This is a genomic window from Agrobacterium sp. OT33 (assembly GCF_017313365.1).
GTDB lineage: Bacteria > Pseudomonadota > Alphaproteobacteria > Rhizobiales > Rhizobiaceae > Agrobacterium > Agrobacterium rhizogenes_A.
The window spans coordinates 330,430-349,121 of record NZ_JAFLMZ010000009.1; the positions used below are offsets into that span (position 1 = coordinate 330,430).

Consider the following 18,692-nt stretch of genomic DNA (forward strand, 5'->3'; position numbering starts at 1 on the left):
AGGGCTGGTTTGTACGATATTTTAGCATATTGGCAGGCGGCAGAGGGTCATTGGCCCGCAAGAAGCCGCCGCGTCAAGCAATTCCGACACAAACATGCCATGGTTTTGCGTCGGGAATGGGTTGAAACGCAGAAATACCGACGATCCGCGTTGCGTTGAACAGGAAAACATCGCCAGGTGCAGGAAGAAAAAGACGAAAAAAAAGGCCGCAAGAAACGGCATATCCTGCTCCGGATCGATAGCTTCATCGATTCCGGTCTGTGGACGGCTGCGGCAAGGCTGGTGGATTTCTGGGAAGACGTCACCATCGCCTCGCGCAAGCTGCATGTCCGCGGCTGGAAGAAGCTTGCCGTCAACCTGACCTGCGACGCGCTGACTTTCGGAACGGCCGGCTCGATCGTGCTTCTGGCGCTCGCCATGCCCGCTTTCGAGGAAACCAAGAAGGACTGGCGTTATCGCGGCGATTTCGCCGTCACCTTCCTCGACCGTTACGGCAACACCATCGGCCATCGCGGCATCATCCATGAAGACAGCGTCCCGATCGACCAGATGCCGGATCATTTCATCAAGGCGGTGCTGGCAACCGAGGACCGGCGTTTCTTCGACCATTTCGGCATCGACTTCATCGGCCTTGCCCGCGCCATGAGCGAAAACGCCCGCGCCGGCGGCGTGGTACAGGGCGGCTCGACGCTGACGCAGCAGCTTGCCAAGAACCTGTTCCTGACCAATGAGCGCTCGCTGGAGCGCAAGATCAAGGAAGCCTTCCTCGCATTGTGGCTCGAGGCCAACATGTCGAAGAAGGAAATCCTCAGCCTTTATCTCGACCGCGCCTATATGGGCGGCGGCACCTTTGGTGCTGCTGCGGCGGCGCAGTTTTATTTCGGCAAGAACCTGACCGACGTGACGCTGGCCGAATCCGCCATCCTGGCCGGGCTTTTCAAGGCGCCGGCCAAATATGCGCCGCATGTCAACCTGCCGGCCGCGCGCGCGCGCGCCAACACCGTGCTTTCCAACCTGGTGCAGAGCGGGCTGATGACCGAGGGCCAGGTGATCGGCGCGCGGCGCAACCCGGCCACCGTCATCGACCGCGCCGATGTGAAGGCGCCGGATTATTTCCTCGACTGGGCCTTTGACGAAGTGCAGCGGCTGGCCGCCGAAGGCAAGTTCAGGGATCATACCGTCGTCGTGCGCACCACCATCGATACCGGCCTGCAGCAGGCGGCCGAACAGGCGATGGAAATGGGCCTTCGCGAATTCGGCGAGGGTTACCGCGTCAAGCAGGGCGCGATGGTGATGATCGAGAATGGCGGCGGCGTGCGCGCCATGGTCGGCGGGCGCGATTATGGCGAAAGCCAGTTCAACCGCGCCACGGCGGCGCTGCGCCAGCCGGGCTCCTCCTTCAAGGTCTATACCTATTCGGCCGCCATGGAAAAGGGCATGAAGCCGGAAACGCTGATCTCCGACGCGCCGGTGACCTGGCGCGGCTGGTCGCCGCAGAATTACGGCCGCTCCTATGCCGGCAGGGTGACGCTGCAGATGGCGCTCGCAAAGTCCTACAATACCGTGCCTGTGCGGCTCGCCAAGGACGTGCTCGGCACGCAGGTCATCGTCGATACCGCCAAGGCAATGGGTGTGGCAACACCGCTGCGCAGCGACAAGACCATTCCGCTCGGCACATCGGAAGTGACGGTTCTCGATCAGGCAACCGCCTACGCCGTATTCCCGGCCGATGGCATGCAGTCGCGCCGCCACGGCATCGAGCAGGTGCTGGATTACGAGGGCAACGTTCTCTACGATTTCAGCCATGACGAGCCGCCCGCCAAACGGGTGCTTTCTGAAGACGCCAATTCCAAGATGAACCAGATGCTGGTGACCATTCCGGTGATGGGCACGGCCCGGCGCGGCGCGCTGGATAACGGCATCGTCTCCGGCGGCAAGACCGGAACGTCACAGGCCTATCGCGATGCCTGGTATGTGGGCTTTACCGGCAACTATACGACCGCCGTCTGGTTCGGCAATGACGAGTTCACGCCGATGAACAACATGACGGGTGGCGCGCTTCCGGCCATGACCTTCAAGCGGCTGATGGATTACGCCCATCAGGGCATGGAGCTGCGCCCCATTCCCGGCATCCAGAACCCGCTGCCGACGGGCGCGCGCCCGCAGCCTTCGGCGGAAGTGGCGGCCGCATCCGCCAACACACCCTCAATGCCGGCGCTCACCCGCCCGCGCTCGCTTTCCGCCGAGGCCACACGTGTGATCCGCTCCATCGCCAAGAAGATGAAGGACGCTTCGGCATTGAGTGTGACGACGCAGAAGGTGGCGGATGCGTCGTTGCGCGAGGGTGCGGAGGATGCGGCGCGGCGGTGAAGTGTGGCGTGGGAAAGGGTGCTTTCGGAGTTCGGAGCGCACCCCCCTCTGCCCTGCCGGGCATCTCCCCCTCAAGGGGGGAGATCGGCTGGTGGCCCTCCCGCCACTTCATTCTCTAACCTTGAGATGGGCGAAACTTCGCCGCAGATCGATCTCCCCCCTTGAGGGGGAGATGCCCGGCAGGGCAGAGGGGGGTAAGCCAAGCACTCCGTCGCCACCGTTTGCAACTTAGCGCAACAACACCGCCCTCGCCGTCTCCACCACATCCGCCGTGAGCGCGCCGAGACGGTCGGCGGCCAGACGATTGACCTGCCAGTAAAGCGGAATATCGAGCGGCGTGCCGGGAACGACCTCCACCAGCCTCCCTGCCTTGAGATGCTCCCCCACAAGCTGCACCGGGTTGAGTCCCCAGCCCATGCCGGAAAGGCTTGCCTTCACGAAACCATCCGTCGAGGGCAGCCAGTGGGTGGGATAGGAGACGTCCTCGCCCAGCGCCTGCCTGATCCAGCTCGCCTGCAGCCTGTCCTTCTGGTTGAAGGTCAGCCCCGGAGCGCGGGCAAGGGCGGCGGGTGTCACACCATCGGCGAAGTGGCGGGCCATGAAATCCGGGCTCGCGGTGGCATGATAGCGCAGCACGCCGAGGGCCAGGACCCGGCAGCCTTGCACGGGCTTGGCATGGGCGGTAACGGCGGCAAGCACCCTGCCGCCGCGCAGCCATTCCACCGTGTGGTCCTGATCGTCCACCGCGATATTGACGAGATAATCGCTGCCGCCGGTGAATTTTGAAACCGCATCCAGAAACCATGTGCCGAGGCTGTCGGCATTGGTGGCGATGTTGAGTGTCACACGCTCCTGCGCTGCCCCCACTTCCGCCAGCGCCGGAAGCTGGCGGAACAATTCGCTTTCCAGCATGCCGACATGATCCATGTGACGGCAGAGCCACTCGCCTTTTTCCGTCGCCACGCAGGGATTGCCGCGCACGATCAGCACCACGCCCAGCCGCTCCTCCAGCTGCTTGATGCGCTGGGAGACGGCCGACGGCGTGACGCACAGCACCTGCGCCGCCTTTTCGAAGCTGCCCGTTTGAGCCACGAGCGCCACGGCCCGCATGGAGGGATAGTCGAGCATTATGACACCCGCTGTGAAGGCTGGTTTTGACATAGCACATGCAAGGGCTCGGACCATTGGCGGCGGTCCTCTCTGCCCTCATTCCTGTGCTTGTCACAGGAATCCAGCAAGCCCAACTCCTTGGGCTGAAAAGACTCTCCCGTCGCGCAGACGCGCGTCGGCTGGATTCCTGTGACAAGCACAGGAATGAGGGTGGAGGTGAGGAAAGCGCTCATGAGATCCGTCCGTGGAATAGCGTTACGGTACATTAGCTCAACTTATCTGGATTGAGTTTATTTAACTGGATTAAACTATCTGGCGGAAATATCCAAGCACTCGGTCCGGAAGCAACGCCTTCGGCCATTCCGCATGGACAGAAGCAGGGGCCGCGACGCGCATGGACATACAAATCTTCTTCACCGGCCTGACGATGGGCCTCAGCCTCATCGTTGCCATCGGCGCGCAGAACGCCTTCGTTCTGAAGCAGGGTCTGGCGCGCTCGCATGTGTTTGCCGTCTGCGCCACCTGCGCCATTGCCGATGCGCTGTTGATCACCGTTGGCGTATTCGGCTTCCAGCGGATCAGCGCCATCATGCCGGCGCTCGATCCCATCATGCGTTATGCGGGGGCCGCCTTCCTCATCTGGTATGGCGCAAAAAGCCTGCATTCGGCGCTGCGCTCATCCGAGGCGCTGTCGGTGGCGGAGCGGCAGGAGGCGAGCCTGTGGCAGACGCTGGCCATCTGCCTTGCGCTGACCTTTCTCAATCCGCATGTCTATCTCGATACCGTCGTGCTGCTCGGCACCATTTCCACGCAGTTTCCCGGCTTCGAAAAAACCTTCGCGGCGGGCGCGGCCACGGGCTCCCTGCTGTTCTTCTTTTCACTGGGTTACGGCGCGCGCTGGCTGCGGCCGATCTTCGAAAAACCCTCCGCCTGGCGCATTCTCGAAGGTGTCATCGCCGTCACCATGTGGGCCATCGCCTTCAAGCTCGTCATGGGCGCCTAAAGCGGCGGCGTATCCCCCTCTCCGATATCCCAGTAAAGCCCGGCCATGAGGGCAAGCGCCTCGCGGGCGATCTCCTTCGGCAGATGTTCGTTCGGCGCATGCTGCGAGCAGCCGGGATAAGAATGCGGCACCCAGATGGTGCGCAGCTTGAGGATATCGGCAAAGATATCGTTGGGCAGCGAACCGCCGAGATTGGGCAGAAGCGCCGGCTTCCTGCCCGTCGTGCGGGCGATGGAGCGCAGTGTGAAATCCACCCATGGGTCCCGCGGATCGAGCCGGGTGGCGCGGAAAATCTCGTCGCCGGCAGGCGCGATTTCCACCATGGCGAAACCCTGCCGGTCGAGGTGACGCCGCACGGCGGGCAGAACCGCTTGCGGATCGATGCCGACGACGAAGCGCAGTTGCAGCCGCGCCCACGCTCGTGGCGGAATGGCGTTGACGGGCGCACGCGGATTGCCGGTCTCGAAAGCCAGCACCTCCAGCGCGCACCAACCGAAAACCCGCTCGGCGGTGGAAAGGCCGGGCTCACCCCAGTCGGGGTCGATCTTCGGGCCGTCCGGGCCGCCATCGATTTCACAATCGGCAAGGGCCTCACGCACCGCTTCCGGCAACGCATCCGGCACCAGTTCCGGCACGCGGATCTGGCCGGTCGGGCCGATTAGGCTTGCGACGGCATGGGCCAGCTGCACGCCGGGATTGGACAATGCCCCGCCCCAATTGCCGGAGTGATGGCCGCCCTCGCGTGCCTCGATCACCAGATCGAAGGTGATGCCGCCGCGCGCGCCGAGAAAGACCGTCGGCCGCTCCGCATTCAGGCGCGGGCCGTCGGAGGCGATCAGAAGATCGGCTTTCAACCGCTCGCCATGGTCGCGGCAAATCTCCCTCAGACCGGGAGAGCCCCTCTCCTCCCCCATCTCGATCAGATATTTGGCGTTGAAGCCGAGCCTGCCGCGTGTATCGAGCACGGCCTTCAGGGCCGCCATATTGACCGAATGCTGGCCCTTGTTGTCGGCTGTGCCGCGCCCGTACCATCTGCCATTGCGCTCAGACATCACGAAGGGCGAAAGGCCCTCCGCCCAGCCTTCATCCTGACCCCGCACCACATCTCCGTGGCCATAGCCGAGCACGGTCGGCAAAGTATCGCCCTCGAAACGCTCGGCGATCAGAAACGGCAGATCCGCCGCCGGATCACGCAGGATGGTGCAGGCAAAACCCATGGCGGCGAAAGCGGGCAGCATTTCCTGTTCCAGATAGAGCGTCAGTTCCTCGCCCTGCCCCTCATCCTGGCTTTCGGTCCGTCGTAAAACGCGTCGCGACAGATCCCGCTCGAAGCTGCCATCGTCGAAACAGGCGGCGGCACGGTCGATTGCGGATTGTCGCGACATGATGGAATATCCCCGGTTGTGATCATTTTCACGAAGACTAAACAAGCCGCGCCATTTTCCAAACAGGGAATCAGTGATAGTCCTCGACCTGTTCAAAAACGGGAAAACAGCGTGTTTCGAGTTCCATTCCTAGTCGGCATCGCCCTTCTGATCGCCTTTGGCGGCGGTATTGCCGCGACGCTGGCAGCACTTGAGGCAACATCCGGCTTCGGTTCGATCCGCATCGGCTCCTGGGATGCGTTTCCCGAAGCGCAGACGATCGAGGCCGACCCTTACGCCAAATCGCACCGCGCCGATGCCGGCAAGCTGCTTTACGGAACCGCGGAAGGGCTGGCTTTTACCGCCTCCGTCGACAGCGACGGGCAACGGCTGAGCGGCGAGTGCCGCTACCGGCTGGCGGGCGCCGTGCCGCCCGCGCGTTTCTGGACGATCTACACCGCCGACCAGCAGGGCAATGTGCTTGCCGAAGATGCCGGGCGGCCCTTCGCGCTGAATTCCCGCACGCTTCTGCGCAGCGCCGATGGCGGCGTCGACATCACCATCGCCCCTGATGCCCAGACCTATAACTGGCTGGCTGTGCCACAGGGCCAGACATTCAAGCTCGTCATGACGCTGCTCGACACGCCGGTTGCCGGCAGTTCCGGCCTGATCGACATCGCCATGCCGCAGATCCGCAAGCTGGGGTGTGGCAATGCTTAGGGTCCTGCTCGCCATCCTCACCGGCCTTGTCGCCGCCGCCGTGCTGCATGTCATCATTCTTCTGGCGATACCGCATTTCAGCAATCGCGATGCCTATACGCGCGCGGTGGCGGAGGGAAAGCCGCATCTTTTCCACCTGCTCGAGGAAACGACGGAGAAAAAGACACTTGGCAGCGGCGATCCCTTCATGCGGGTTGCCGTCTGCACCTTCGATATCGAGGAAAAGCCGATCCGCTTGACCGCCATCGGCGCCGTGCCCTTCTGGTCGGTCGCGGTTTACGACAAGGCTTCGAACGAGGTGTTCAGCATGAACGACCGCACCTCGGCCGCCGGCGTCATGGACATTCTGGTGGCCGATGCGGTGCAGATCGCCGCCATCCGAAAGGCGCAGCCGCCCTCGCTGTCGCAGGCCATTCTGGCGGAATCGGATCAGACGGAAGGATATGTGGTATTGCGGACGCTGGTGCCGCAGCCAAGCTTCGGGGAAGAAGCGGAACGTTTCTTGAACGAGGCGAAATGCCAGCCGACGCCGTGGAAATAACGCCGGTTCATCACGGGTAGTCAGGATTTCAGCGCGGTCTCCGGCGCGGGCTTGCCCTTGCGCGCCACCTTGCCGGACGGCTCCTGATCGCGCTTTTCATAACGCACGCCGGTAAACAGCACCACCTTTGCCGGGCCGATCACCGTGCCGGGCATTCCGGCGGGGCGCAGGCTTCGTCGGGCGTCGCCGATTGGAATAATGTCTGCCATGCTCGTCTCCTCTTCGGGAGTCAATGTTGCCCATGGGAACCGCGCAAGCCTCGTCTTGCGTCGGGAATTTCATCACCATCACATTGCGCACAACCCAGCCCACAGGCTGGTTCTCGCATGTCCTGGAAACCGCGAAGGGTTTAACGCGGGACTATGCGGACATTCAGGCATCTCGCCGCCAATTTGGCTTTTATTCCGAACGCCAGAATAACATGGAATCCTAATACTGCCCATGAAATTACAAACAGACAGAGGTTAATGATCCGTTAACCCTAATCACCGGACGCCGATTTCTCGCCGACAAGGCTGCACCCGTTGAAAACCAAGGCGATGCGGCAAAGTTCCATGGCATTTTTTCCGTCATGAAGGTTTTAAAATTTCCTTGTTGATAGATGCGGAATCTCTCTTGCCACCCCCCATAGTTAACAGGACGTCAACGGATTTGCTCTAATTTGATCCGATATTGTGTTTGCGTTTGTTGGGTAGTGCGTTGACCGACCGGTTTCGAGAACTTGAGAGGCCAAGAGCCGTGAGGAAGAAAGATGTGGTGCTGATGGCCACCGTGACGAATTTCGAGAATGTTTCCCATCCGTCAAAAACGGACCTCAGGCAGTTCGCCGAACTCTTCATGCCGCTTTTCAACGCCTCCACGGAGGAAGCCAAGCGGGAGGCGATTGCCGCGCTCTCCCAGCATCCGAGCGTGCCTTCGGCCGTCGCCTTCTTCATCGCCTGCCAGCCGATTTCGCTCGCCGCCCCCTTCCTCACGGCATCGAAGTGCCTTGATGACGATACGCTGATCACCGTTGCCCGCACGCAGGGTGCCGCACATGCGCGTGCGATCGTCCGGCGCGAGGACCTTTCTCCCACCGTCATCGATGCGCTCGTGGGGCTTCGCCATGCCGAAGACCTGAAGCGGCCGGGTGAAGAGACGAATGCAGCCGAACCGCAGGCGGCGGCGACAGCGACGGAAACACCCGAAGCAGCAGCCCCCCTTGCGACAACGGTAAAAATTGCCGCCGCATCGGCGCTGGAAGAGGAAATGCGCCAGCGCATCAAGCAGATGGCGCACCATCTCAACCGCCCGGAAAGCGACGTGCTCGGCCTTCGCCGCCTGAGTGAAGTGCAGGAAGCGCTGCTCGTGCGTTTTGCCCGTGAGCGCAATGCCCGGCAATTCGCCATTGCGCTGGCGGATTCGCTCTCGTCCAGCTACTGGCTGTCGGAGCGCATCATGCTCGATATATCAGGCGCGCAGCTTGCAACGACCCTGAGCGGCCTTGGAATGGAGTTTTCCGAGGCGGCCTTCGTCCTGCAGTGCTTCTATCCGCATCTTTCCGCCGCCGAAGGCGACATGAGCCGTGCCGAAGCCCTGCTCGACCGTCTCGACATCGTCGAATGCGAAGAGCGGCTGGAAAGCTGGCGGCGGGCCGACAGCTATACACATGGCCGCGAACGGCCGGGCCGCAGCACACCGGCTGCGCAGCGGACCGGGACGCAGGGTTAAGCGCGGCTGGCCTTGCGTCTTCGGTAGCGCGAGGCCATTCCCGGGCGGAGAACCGGAGCCCACCTTTCCCGGTTCTAGGCCCTGGGCGGATCCACCAGTGTCAGCAATGTTCCGATCTCGTCGGTTTCGATCTCCACAACCCACAGATCGCTGTCGAAACGACGCTCCCTTTCCAGAAGAGCTGTGCTTTCCTCGCCTTCCGCACCGGCAAGACGTGTTTCGAAACGGCGCTCCGCGCGGATTTCCTCGTCATCCGCGAAACTTTGCGGCGCGGGTCCGTAGAGATTTTCACGGCCATCGCGCAGACGCTGACGGATGAAAATCGCACCCGCCTCTTCAGCGCCCTTCTTTTCGACGGCGGCAAATCCGCCGGCGGCGAAGACGCGGCGGATGAGAGCGGAGACGAACATTTCGGATTTGAGGCGCATGGATGTGCTTTCGATTTTACGCTGCCAAAGGTGCGCGGGGCTTTACCCCCCTCTGCCCTGCCGGGCATCTCCCCCTCAAGGGGGGAGATCGATCTGCGGCAAGGTCTCGCCTATCTCAACGTTTGCGCGTGAAGCGGTGTCAGTGCCTCTTGCCGATCTCCCCCCTTGAGGGGGAGATGCCCGGCAGGGCAGAGGGGGGTAAAGCCACGGGCACCTCCGGTCCTCTGTCAATCAAACCTCAAATCGCCCCGATCGACTTCAGCTTCTTCAGCACGGCCTCGCTCGGCTCGCCGGTTTCCGGCAGGCGATAATGTTTCTCGAAAGCGCGGATGGCGTTGCGGGTCTGCTGGCCGGCCACACCGTCCACCTTCACATCGGCATAAGCGATATTGATCAGCCCCTGCTGGATCTTGGCGATCAGATCCCGGCTTGCGGGCTTGGCGGTGGCGGCCGCGCTGTTGAGTGAAACGGGTTCGGCCCTGGGACGCGGTGCTTCCGCCTTGCGGATGGCGGCCGCGACCGGGTCGATCTCGACGCCGCCGCTGGTGTCGGAAGGCCGGTCCCTGGGGATCGCGGCAACGGTGGCGCCGTCGATCCTGAGGGCCGCCAGCACCCGGGTCGTCGGCTCGCCGGTCTGCTCCATGCCGAGCGTCTCTTCGAAGAACATGATGGCGGCGGCCGTCTTCGGCCCCATGCGCCCATCCGCCTCGCCCTCGTAGAGCCCGCGCTTCTTCAGTTCGGCCTGAATATCGGCAACGATCTGCTGCGGTTTCTGGCTTTCGGCGGCCGGCAGCGCCGCGGTCTCGGTCGCCGGCGGCTGTGCCGTTTCCGTCTCTGCCGGTCGCTCTATGCGGAAGGTGGTGACATTGCCCTGGGTGCCGAGCGGTTCGGCCGGGCGATAGCCGGCAATACCGTTCGGGTTTTCCGCATCACGCGTGCGCAGGAAAGGAGACGGATGAACGCCCGGCTGGTACCAGAGCGCATTGGCGGCGACAAACCCGAAGACAACCGCGAAGGCGCCGCAGCCGCCGACCAGTTTCGGATGGCGCAGGATTTCGCGCCCGATGGCCGCAACCACCAAGGAAACAAACCCGGCGCCAATCTGGGCCGTTGTTTTCTTAGGCGATTTTCGCTTTCGCGGGGCCATCGTCACCATCCTTCTTCATCATTGCGGCGATATCGCCGAGCTGCCGGATGCGCGGCGGAAACTCCACCATGCATTCGGTTTCAGCACCTTCGCCAGCCGCCATGCCGGAACCGTCGGCAGGCAGCATGATCGTTACGACTGTTCCCTCGCCGGGCTGGCTGGCGATGGCGAAAGTGCCGCCATGCAGTGCCACGAGACCCTTGACCAGGGACAGTCCAAGACCCGTGCCCTCATAGCGACGGGTATATTCATTCTGAACCTGCATGAAGGGCTGGCCCAGCAGGTCGATCTTGTCGGAAGCGATGCCGATGCCGGTATCGCTGACCGTCAGCTTCAGCAGCCTGCCTTCACGCGCGGCGTCAATCGACACTACACCACCCGCATCGGTGAATTTTATGGCATTGCCGGCCAGATTGATGAGAACCTGCCGGATGGCGCGCTGGTCGGCCGAGATTTCGCCGATACCGCGCTGGATGCGGCTGGTCAATGTCAGGCCTTTTTCCTTCGCCTGCAGGCCGAGCATGGCCTCGCAGGATTCGATGGTTTCGGCAATCGGGAAGCTTTCCATGATCAGCTCGTAGCGGCCGGCTTCCAGCTTGCTCATATCCAGCATCGTGTTGACGACGGACAGCAGATGCGCGCCGGACTGGCGGATCAGGCCGACATATTCCCGCTGGCGGTCGTTTTCCAGCCGGCCGAAATATTCGCCCGCCAGAATATCGGAAAAACCGAGGACGGCGTTGAGCGGCGTGCGCAGCTCGTGGCTGACGGCGGCAAGGAAACGCGACTTGGCGTCATTGGCCGATTCCGCTTCCGCCGCCTTGCGGGCGACATCGCGGCGCAGACGCTCCATTTCCGTAACGTCGGAAAGCTGGGCGACGATGCGGCGCAGGCGGCCGGTCGCGCCACGGATGGCGGTCATCTCCATGCGGGCGTGCATGAATTGTGCCTGGCGCAATTTTGCGCCGGTTTCGAAGCGAAGCTCGGCGCTGGCCATGTCCTCGCCCTGCCGCAGCAGATCAAAGGCCTGCATCAGTTCGATACGGTCGGAGACATAGACAAATTCGGCAAAGACATGGCCCCTGCTCGCCTGAAGCTCGGTCGGGAATGTCTCACGGTCACGACCGGAAACCCGTTCGACGATGCCGTTCTCATTGATGGTGAGCACGAGGCCCGGTACCTGCGAGGCCGCTACGAGATCATCGTCTCCGGCCCGCTCGGACAAGGATGCCGCACCGCGCGCGGGGTGGGAAAAGGCGATCGACAGGGCGGCTGCGGACAGAAACAGCGCCAGCACCAGGGCAGCGCCGATGGGCAGCGCGATGGCCGGGCTGAAGACGAGGCTGAAAAGGGCGGGCACAACGACAAGGCCGACCGCGCTGAAGGCAATCAGGCGGCGCAGGCGCGCAACGGTTCCGGCGCGCCTTTCGGCGTCCTCCTCCATGCGCGCAAGCCATCTGCCCGCGGCATGGTCGACCAGTGCGACCGCTTTTTCTCTCATATTACGCAATACCAATACCGAATCCCTGAGACGGATTTAACGGCTCCGACAATAGAAGGCGGCGGCTTAAGGAATGGATAAAAAGAATGGCCTCAAACGGCCTTCAAACGCCCCGCAGTCCCAATACGGGGCATTTCCCCGAAGCTTTGCCAATCATGGTTAATGACGGGTAAGCGACGGATTTCGCTTCATTTTTGCCATCGTGTTAACTTTTGTGGCAAAGCATGCCGCCGCTTTCGCCCGGAACGCGCGGCCTCTGTCGCAATTATGCTTAACATGGACTGTTAAAATGCGAATGAATTGATGGCAGGCGTCCCGATAAGAGGAGAATAGATACAATTTGAATTAAATTGCGCCGCTTTTTGCAATCGGCTGTTCGCCGGTCGCCTGTAGCTTCTTCACAAGCCCGAAAAACGGGACAAAGGCCGATGACCCGAAACCGGGCGGGGCTTCAAAACAAAGATCATCTGGCAGGGTGTCTGACAATGTGGTTTCTGATCAAAGGAACATTCTGGTTTTCGCTGGTACTGGTGGCGCTGTCCTATTTCGGCAGCAGCAACGATCCGGCCAAGGAACCTTCGGCCTTCGACATTCCCAGCGCCGTTTCGGCAGCGGGCGAGGCCTATCGTTATGTCAGCGCCATCTGCATCGAAAAGCCCGATGTCTGCGTCAAGGGCGCGGAAACCTTCCATGCGCTGGGTGAGCGGGCGAAGGAAGGCGCAAAGGTCGCCTATGAACTGCTCGACAGGCAGCTTGCCGCCGGCGACAAGACCGCCCCTGCCGCTGAAGTGGCCGCCGAGACGGAAAAAATGGCGGAAGCCCCGACCGTCAGCGTCGAATTTCCCGGCAATACCGACATGCTGAAGACCGGCACCGTCATTCCCCTGCCGCAGAAGCGCCCTGCCCCCTGATCGCCGCCGGCCGCGCGTCGTCGCGCGCCGCATCTTTCTCGCAGCCGGATCGTCCGGCTGCCGACTGCCTGCCTGACTTGCCCACGGAAACCTGTTTTCCGTGGGCTTTTTCGTTGCGGGCATGGTTCAAAAGCGCCTGCACTTGCCCTATATCGTAGCAAAGACATGCAATAATGGACGATACGGCGTACAAGATGGCCTCTCTCGACACGATCCTTGACGATTTCGCTTTCCTCGACGACTGGGAAGACCGCTACCGTTATGTCATCGAACTTGGCAAGGCGCTTCCCGATCTGCCGGAAGAGAAGCGCACCGCCGAGAACAAGGTGCAGGGCTGCGCAAGCCAGGTCTGGCTCGTCAGCCACAGCGACGGCGCCGAAGACCCTCTCCTGACCTTCGAGGGCGATTCGGACGCGCATATCGTGCGCGGGCTCGTCGCCATCGTTCTCGCCGTCTATTCCGGCAAAAGGGCCTCCGAGATCACAAATCTTGACGCCATCGAGGTATTCGACAAGATCGGGCTGGTCGAACATCTGTCGTCGCAGCGCGCTAACGGCCTGCGTTCCATGATCAAGCGGATTCGCGAGGAAGCACAGCTGCTGGCCGCCTGATCCGTCACCGCATCCCCATCGTCACGCCATCGAAGGACGATAATCTTCGTCGCCCCAATGGTGGCTCGTCCTTCTGGCGCCGCCGGGCGGTGGCGCGTAGTGCCGGGCAAGCGACAGAAGCGCCGCCCTGAGCAAGAGTTTCGCGGAGCGCGCCGGCCATTGCCGTTCCCGCTCCACCACCTCCAGCCCCTTTTCGAAACAGCAGACATCGATCGCGACGCCCGAGAGTTCAGGCCCCATGGCATCGGCCGCGCGGGTAAACCGGGTCCGTGCCGCCATCGCCGCCTCGGTGAGATCGAGCGCGCCTCCCGCCTCTCCCTTCGTCCGGTTTGCTGTTCGCGGTTCCCATGTTGCCGTCACCCTGGGGTTGAGGTGGCCACGATGGAAATCAGCCCCGAGACGTTCGCCCGCCTGCAGGGCTTCTGCCGGAAAAAAGGCCGAGCCGTCCCGGTCCTTCAGGCGCGCGAGACCGGTCAGAGGCGAGGTATTGAGGTTACGCCGGGCCGATTGCCTGTCGCCTTCGACCTCAACGACCACGGTCTGCAAATCCCGGTGCTGTTCCTGAAAAATCTCGTCCCGGTCCTTCGCCATCGCCCGTCTCAGACAGGAGGCGAGCGGCGGCGCGGCACTGAGGATGTCGTCCCGTCTCTCGACCAGCCCCGAAGAGAGCGCGAACTGCACCAGAGCCGCCGGAAACCGCAGCGCCGAATGCCCTGCCCGCGCCCGATGCAGGAGGATATCCCCGCCATCCTCACGAATGTCCGCCGGACCGGCTGCGACGCAGCGCAGGAGCCGTAGCAGCGCCGGGTCGTGGAGAGCGGCAGGAGCGCTTTTTACTTCACTCATCCCGCACGCCTTTCACCACGTTGAAAATGCTGCCGGCCAGCCGCTCCAGCGCGGCGACGAACTCGTCAAAGGCGGGCTCGTCACGGCGGTCCTCGACCACCTGGCAGGCATGGCCGACCGTGGTTCTGTCCCTGCCGAAACAGGGGCCGATATCCGACATGGGAATGCCGAGCTGCACATGGCACACATACATGGCGATCTGGCGGATATGGCATTCGCTGCGCCGACGGTCGCGGCGCACAGCCGGGCGCTCGCCGGTCAGCAGCAGCATTTCAGCGGTCAGCTGCCGGACCAGCCTGCAGATGCGCGAAATCTCCTCCCGTCCCGCGGCCGGCGGAAAACGGCGAAAATGACGATCGGAGACCGGCACGCATGGCCGGGCGGTGACAGGCAGGGGCAATATATCCGTCGGCATATGCAACTCCTTTACGAATAGGAATTAATTCATACACCCGGAAGCAAATATGGGGAAGCGCGAATTTGGAGGGAAAGAATATGCGCTTGATATGGCTTTATTTTTGCAAAGGCGATGCGCGCGATAAAGGATTTTTTTCCTCATTCTGGATTCGGCGCGGCAATAAAAAAGCCGGTCGACGGACCGGCGGGACATTCATGTGACGGTAAAGACAGTTTCAAAGGAAACATGTGAAGCAGGCGGGCTCCGCTTGCCGCCTTCTCCCCGCCGGGGAGAAGGTCGCGGCAGCGCGTTGAGGGGCCATGTCGGCGATATGCGGAGAGCTTGCCCCCTCATCTGACCCTCCGGGCCATCTTCTCCCCGGCGGGGAGAAGAACAGGCAGATCCGATTAGCGGCTGGCCTTGCGGCGCTGGCCGAGACCCATTTCCTTGGCGAGCCGCGAACGGGCTTCGGCATAGGCGGGCGCAACCATCGGATAGTCGACCGGCAGGTCCCATTTTTCGCGATATTCTTCCGGCGTCATGCTGTGATGCGTCGTGAGATGGCGCTTCAGCGACTTGAACGAACCGCCGCATTCCAAACAGACGATATGATCGTCCTGAACCGACTTGCGAACCGAGACGGCAGGCTTCTGCTTTTCGACATTGACCGCCACCGATGCCGGTGCCGAGGTGCCGCTGAGTGCCGTGTGAACATCCGAAATAAGGCCGGGAAGGTCTGTTACCGGAACGACGTGGTTGCTAACATAGGCAGCCACAATATCCGCCGTCAGTTCGACCAGCAGATCCTGGGCGTTACCGTATGCAGTTTCCGTCATTTAAGTATCTCCTGTTTATTGATCCCCTGAAGCGGGCGAACGCCGCATCGAGCGATGTGAAGTTACCCGGTGCCCCACCTTCGCCCTGTTGAAACCAACGTGAAATCTACCCCTAGATTTCAAGCGAAAACCGGAAACGTATTGGTCCGAGATTCAACTTACGGCCCGCAACATGGGCAGCAATGGCCTGACCGACCATAGATTAGACATTAATAAAATGCCTATGCCGACTATGAAGAGGCTAGATGCAAATCGCGATTAGCAACTTTACACTTAATTTGGATAACAGCAAAACAGCAAAAGTCAAATTCCTAGTGTCGTTTTTTCAGTTCAAAACAGTCTAATCGGAATACAAAAAATCACGGGTAATAAAATACTATGCCAAGTAGTAATTGAAAATGCGTACCCCTTATTATTAGGGGGAATTCAACTTCAAATTTTCTTCAGGTCATCAACTACCGATTTATCGTCAAGCGGATAACCTGCCTTGTGCGCGGCCATCGCCAGAAGATGTGCGGAGACCGGTGCCGTCAGAATGAAGAAGAAGAAGCCGGCAAGCGCCCGCGCCAGTGTCGACATGTCCATGGAATGAATGCCCACCGCCAGAAGCAGAAGCCCCGACCCCACCGTTCCCGCCTTGGAGGCGGCATGCATGCGGGTATAGAGATCAGGCAGGCGATTGAGCCCGATTGCGGCGATCAGTGAAAAGGCAGCTCCCGAAACCGTGAGTGCCGCAACGAGAATGGCAACGAACCAGCCGGTCATCGTCCGCCCTTTCCTTTTCCGCCACGATGCGGATTTTGTGATGTTTTCTCAATGGCTTCCGATGCACGACCGCCGTCCAGCACCGCCTTCGAACTCCGTCCGGCATCCGGGCCGCGCGACAGCACGAAACGGGCGAAGGCCACCGTCGCCAGAAAGCCGACCAGCCCGAGCGCAATCGCGATATCGACATAAAGATTGAAACCGGTGCGGATGGCGATGACCGCGATAAAGCCGATGGCGATGCCGACCAGCATGTCGAGAGCGACGATCCGGTCCGGCAGGGTCGGCCCGACGACCACGCGATATACTGTCAGCAGAAAGGCCACCGACAGAACAACCGACGCAAGTATAGTTGCAAATGAAACTATTTGTTCCGGAGTCATTTCTGAAACGCCTCCATGATCTTTCTTTCGAAGCCGTTGCGGATGTCGCTTCTGGCGGCATCGATATCGCTGCAGTCGATCGCATGGACATAGAGCGTCTTTCTGTCGGCGGAGACATCGACAGAAAGCGTGCCCGGGGTGAGGGTAATGAGATTGGCAAGCAGGGTGATCTCGAAATCCGTCGTCACCGTCAGCGGATAGGCGAAGATGCCGGGCTTCACGTCAAGCTTCGGCCGCGTCACCAGCATGGCCACCTTCCAGGCCGACAGCGCCAGTTCCTTGAAGAACAGCAGCACGAGCGACAGCACCCGCATCGGCCGCAGCCGGTGATTGTTGCCCCTGGGTATCTGATGACGGATAAGCCCGAGCGCCAGCGCCGAGATGATGAGGCCGAAGACGATATTCGCCGACGTGACGCTGCCGGTTATGGCAAGCCAGATGGCGAGGAACATCGACAGCACGATATAGAGGCTCATGGTTTGCCCCCCTCGGAAAACACCGACTGGATATAGGTCTGGGGATCAGCGAGCCCCGCCGCCGCCTGCTGGCTGAGATTGAGCAGGCTTTCGGGAAACAGGCCGAAAACCACCACCAGCAGGGTCAGCCCGAGCAGCGGCGCGACGGACGGGATCGCCGGAGAGGACGATGCCTGTGATGGCGGCCGGCCCGCCGGTGCCGCCGGGCGCCAGAAACACAGCAGGAATATCCGCCCGAAGGCGATGGTGGCGATGAAGCCGGAGGCAAGAATGGCGGCGGCAAGCCACCAGGCGCCGATGTCGATCGCCGACTTGACCAGCACCGCCTTCGGCCAGAAGCCGGAAAACGGCGGCAGCCCGGAGCCGGCGAAAAACAGCGCCAGTGCCAGTGCCGAAAACCATGGGGCCTGCCGGTAAAGACCGCTCAGCGCCGTCAGGCTGAAGTCGCCGCCAAGGCGGGCGGCATGGCCGGCGGCAAGATAAAGCGCCGTCATCAGCACCATGGAATGCAGCGCGTAAAAGATCGCGCCTGACACACCCGACGGCGTGCCGATGGCGATGCCCGCCATCATGTAGCCGATGCCCGATATGACGATATAACCGAGCATACGGCGGATGTCGTTCTGGGCGAGCGCGCCCATCGCGCCAAGCACCATGGTCAGCGCCGCGGAAACGGCGATGACCATGCTGAGTTCCTCTCTCTCGACCGGAAACAGCATGACCATGACGCGCAGCAGCGAATAGATGCCGACCTTGGTGAGCAACCCGCCGAACAGGGCGGACACGACGATGCGCGGCGTGTGATAGGAAGCGGGCAGCCAGAAATTCACCGGAAAGGCGGCGGCCTTCATGGCGAAAGCCAGCGCAAACAGGCTGGCAAGCGTCATCAGCGGCGCGGTTGCGCGCAGCCCGTTCGCCTTCAGCGCGATATCGGCCATATTGAGCGTGCCGAAGATGGCATAGAGATAACCGACCGTGATCAGGAACAGCGTGGTGCCGATGAGGTTCAAGATGGCGTATTTCAGCGCCCCGTCGATCTGTTCGCGCGTCGAGCCGAGCACGATGAGGCCGAAGGACGAGATCAGCAGCACCTCGAACCAGACATAGAGGTTGAACAGATCACCCGTCAGGAAAGCGCCGCTAACGCCCGCCATCAGGAGCATCAGGAACGGATAAAAGCCGTAGCGCCTGCCGCTGGCGTCGATATCGCCGGCGGCATGGATGGCGCCGGCAAGCGCAACGATGGCAGCGGCAAGCGACAGCAGCGCTCCGGTCAGATCGGCGGTGAATGCGATACCGAAAGGCGGCAACCAGCGGCCCATGACCATGGTGAACGGGCCCTGCGTCGCGACCTTCCACAAAAGTGCTGCATCGAGCAGCACGAGCAGGAAGAGCGCCACAATGGCGACGGCGGCATGGTGGCGGATGGCGTGACGCATCATCATCAGCACGGCGCCGGCACCGATGCAGAGCGCAACCGGCAGGATGATCAGCCAGTCGGACAGCGGCACAGGCGTCATGACGAGCGCTGCAGAAAGATCGGTAACCGCGGAAGGGGTAGATGAGGCCATGT

General features: G+C 61.7%; 20 protein-coding genes. 7 read left to right on the top strand and 13 right to left on the bottom strand.

What is annotated here, in order from left to right; translation table 11 throughout:
- The first annotated feature begins 177 nt into the window (after positions 1-177).
- On the top strand, positions 178-2,370 hold the full coding sequence (locus tag JZX88_RS21915) for a transglycosylase domain-containing protein (protein ID WP_065115178.1): 2,193 nt from the start codon (positions 178-180) through the stop codon (positions 2,368-2,370).
- Positions 2,371-2,598: 228 nt separating this feature from the next.
- Here JZX88_RS21915 and JZX88_RS21920 read toward each other — a convergent pair whose 3' ends face one another.
- Positions 2,599-3,498 (bottom strand): LysR family transcriptional regulator ArgP, encoded by a 900-nt coding sequence (locus JZX88_RS21920; RefSeq protein ID WP_206914687.1) that lies wholly within the window; start codon positions 3,496-3,498, stop codon positions 2,599-2,601.
- 376 nt (positions 3,499-3,874) lie between these two features.
- Between JZX88_RS21920 and JZX88_RS21925 the strand changes: the two genes are divergently transcribed.
- Entirely contained in the window at positions 3,875-4,483 is a 609-nt protein-coding gene (locus tag JZX88_RS21925; protein ID WP_142855495.1) for a LysE/ArgO family amino acid transporter, read from the top strand.
- Here JZX88_RS21925 and JZX88_RS21930 read toward each other — a convergent pair.
- Positions 4,480-5,868 carry a M20 family metallopeptidase gene (locus JZX88_RS21930; protein ID WP_206914688.1) on the bottom strand — a complete coding sequence of 463 codons (1,389 nt, stop codon included), beginning with the start codon at positions 5,866-5,868 and terminating at the stop codon, positions 4,480-4,482. The genes JZX88_RS21925 and JZX88_RS21930 overlap by 4 nt on opposite strands.
- Positions 5,869-5,979: 111 nt before the next feature.
- Between JZX88_RS21930 and JZX88_RS21935 the strand changes: the two genes are divergently transcribed.
- Positions 5,980-6,567 (top strand): DUF1214 domain-containing protein, encoded by a 588-nt coding sequence (locus JZX88_RS21935; protein WP_065115173.1) that lies wholly within the window; start codon positions 5,980-5,982, stop codon positions 6,565-6,567.
- Positions 6,560-7,108: a DUF1254 domain-containing protein gene (locus JZX88_RS21940; protein WP_065115172.1), complete on the top strand. Its 549-nt coding sequence runs from the start codon at positions 6,560-6,562 to the stop codon at positions 7,106-7,108. Before JZX88_RS21935 ends, JZX88_RS21940 begins: the two co-directional genes overlap by 8 nt.
- A 20-nt stretch (positions 7,109-7,128) precedes the next feature.
- Here JZX88_RS21940 and JZX88_RS21945 read toward each other — a convergent pair whose 3' ends face one another.
- Complete coding sequence (locus tag JZX88_RS21945) at positions 7,129-7,317, bottom strand: hypothetical protein (protein ID WP_065115171.1); 189 nt, start codon at positions 7,315-7,317, stop codon at positions 7,129-7,131.
- Positions 7,318-7,870: 553 nt separating this feature from the next.
- On the opposite strand from JZX88_RS21945, the gene JZX88_RS21950 reads away from it, so the two are divergent.
- Positions 7,871-8,818 carry a DUF2336 domain-containing protein gene (locus JZX88_RS21950; RefSeq protein ID WP_210347578.1) on the top strand — a complete coding sequence of 316 codons (948 nt, stop codon included), beginning with the start codon at positions 7,871-7,873 and terminating at the stop codon, positions 8,816-8,818.
- 74 nt (positions 8,819-8,892) lie between these two features.
- On the opposite strand, the gene JZX88_RS21955 is transcribed toward JZX88_RS21950, so the two are convergent.
- The 3 genes from JZX88_RS21955 to JZX88_RS21965 form a co-directional block, all read right to left on the bottom strand.
- Positions 8,893-9,246, bottom strand: a complete 354-nt coding sequence (locus tag JZX88_RS21955) for a DUF1491 family protein (protein ID WP_206914689.1) — start codon at positions 9,244-9,246, stop codon at positions 8,893-8,895.
- Between the two features lie 238 nt (positions 9,247-9,484).
- Entirely contained in the window at positions 9,485-10,393 is a 909-nt protein-coding gene (locus JZX88_RS21960) for a peptidoglycan-binding protein (protein ID WP_206914690.1), read from the bottom strand.
- A complete protein-coding gene (locus JZX88_RS21965; protein WP_206914691.1) occupies positions 10,365-11,894 on the bottom strand; it encodes a HAMP domain-containing sensor histidine kinase in 1,530 nt (509 codons plus the stop codon). The genes JZX88_RS21960 and JZX88_RS21965 overlap by 29 nt, the downstream gene beginning before the upstream one ends.
- Positions 11,895-12,379: 485 nt before the next feature.
- Between JZX88_RS21965 and JZX88_RS21970 the strand changes: the two genes are divergently transcribed.
- Both JZX88_RS21970 and JZX88_RS21975 read left to right on the top strand, forming a co-directional pair.
- Entirely contained in the window at positions 12,380-12,805 is a 426-nt protein-coding gene (locus JZX88_RS21970; RefSeq protein ID WP_065115166.1) for a DUF5330 domain-containing protein, read from the top strand.
- Between the two features lie 194 nt (positions 12,806-12,999).
- Positions 13,000-13,416: a SufE family protein gene (locus tag JZX88_RS21975; protein ID WP_206914705.1), complete on the top strand. Its 417-nt coding sequence runs from the start codon at positions 13,000-13,002 to the stop codon at positions 13,414-13,416.
- A gap of 21 nt (positions 13,417-13,437) precedes the next feature.
- On the opposite strand, the gene JZX88_RS21980 is transcribed toward JZX88_RS21975, so the two are convergent.
- The 7 genes from JZX88_RS21980 to JZX88_RS22010 form a co-directional block, all read right to left on the bottom strand.
- Positions 13,438-14,262 carry a DUF6456 domain-containing protein gene (locus JZX88_RS21980; protein ID WP_206914692.1) on the bottom strand — a complete coding sequence of 275 codons (825 nt, stop codon included), beginning with the start codon at positions 14,260-14,262 and terminating at the stop codon, positions 13,438-13,440.
- Positions 14,255-14,677: a helix-turn-helix domain-containing protein gene (locus JZX88_RS21985; RefSeq protein ID WP_206914693.1), complete on the bottom strand. Its 423-nt coding sequence runs from the start codon at positions 14,675-14,677 to the stop codon at positions 14,255-14,257. Before JZX88_RS21985 ends, JZX88_RS21980 begins: the two co-directional genes overlap by 8 nt.
- A gap of 389 nt (positions 14,678-15,066) precedes the next feature.
- The gene (ros, locus tag JZX88_RS21990) at positions 15,067-15,495 is read right to left on the bottom strand and encodes a MucR family transcriptional regulator Ros (RefSeq protein ID WP_003497181.1); all 429 of its coding nucleotides are present in this window, start codon (positions 15,493-15,495) and stop codon (positions 15,067-15,069) included.
- Between the two features lie 432 nt (positions 15,496-15,927).
- Entirely contained in the window at positions 15,928-16,260 is a 333-nt protein-coding gene (gene mnhG, locus JZX88_RS21995; RefSeq protein ID WP_174029012.1) for a monovalent cation/H(+) antiporter subunit G, read from the bottom strand.
- A complete protein-coding gene (locus JZX88_RS22000; protein ID WP_065115162.1) occupies positions 16,257-16,643 on the bottom strand; it encodes a cation:proton antiporter in 387 nt (128 codons plus the stop codon). The genes mnhG and JZX88_RS22000 overlap by 4 nt, the downstream gene beginning before the upstream one ends.
- Positions 16,640-17,119: a Na+/H+ antiporter subunit E gene (locus tag JZX88_RS22005; RefSeq protein WP_206914694.1), complete on the bottom strand. Its 480-nt coding sequence runs from the start codon at positions 17,117-17,119 to the stop codon at positions 16,640-16,642. Before JZX88_RS22005 ends, JZX88_RS22000 begins: the two co-directional genes overlap by 4 nt.
- Entirely contained in the window at positions 17,116-18,690 is a 1,575-nt protein-coding gene (locus JZX88_RS22010) for a Na+/H+ antiporter subunit D (RefSeq protein WP_110757470.1), read from the bottom strand. Before JZX88_RS22010 ends, JZX88_RS22005 begins: the two co-directional genes overlap by 4 nt.
- Positions 18,691-18,692: the final 2 nt, after the last annotated feature.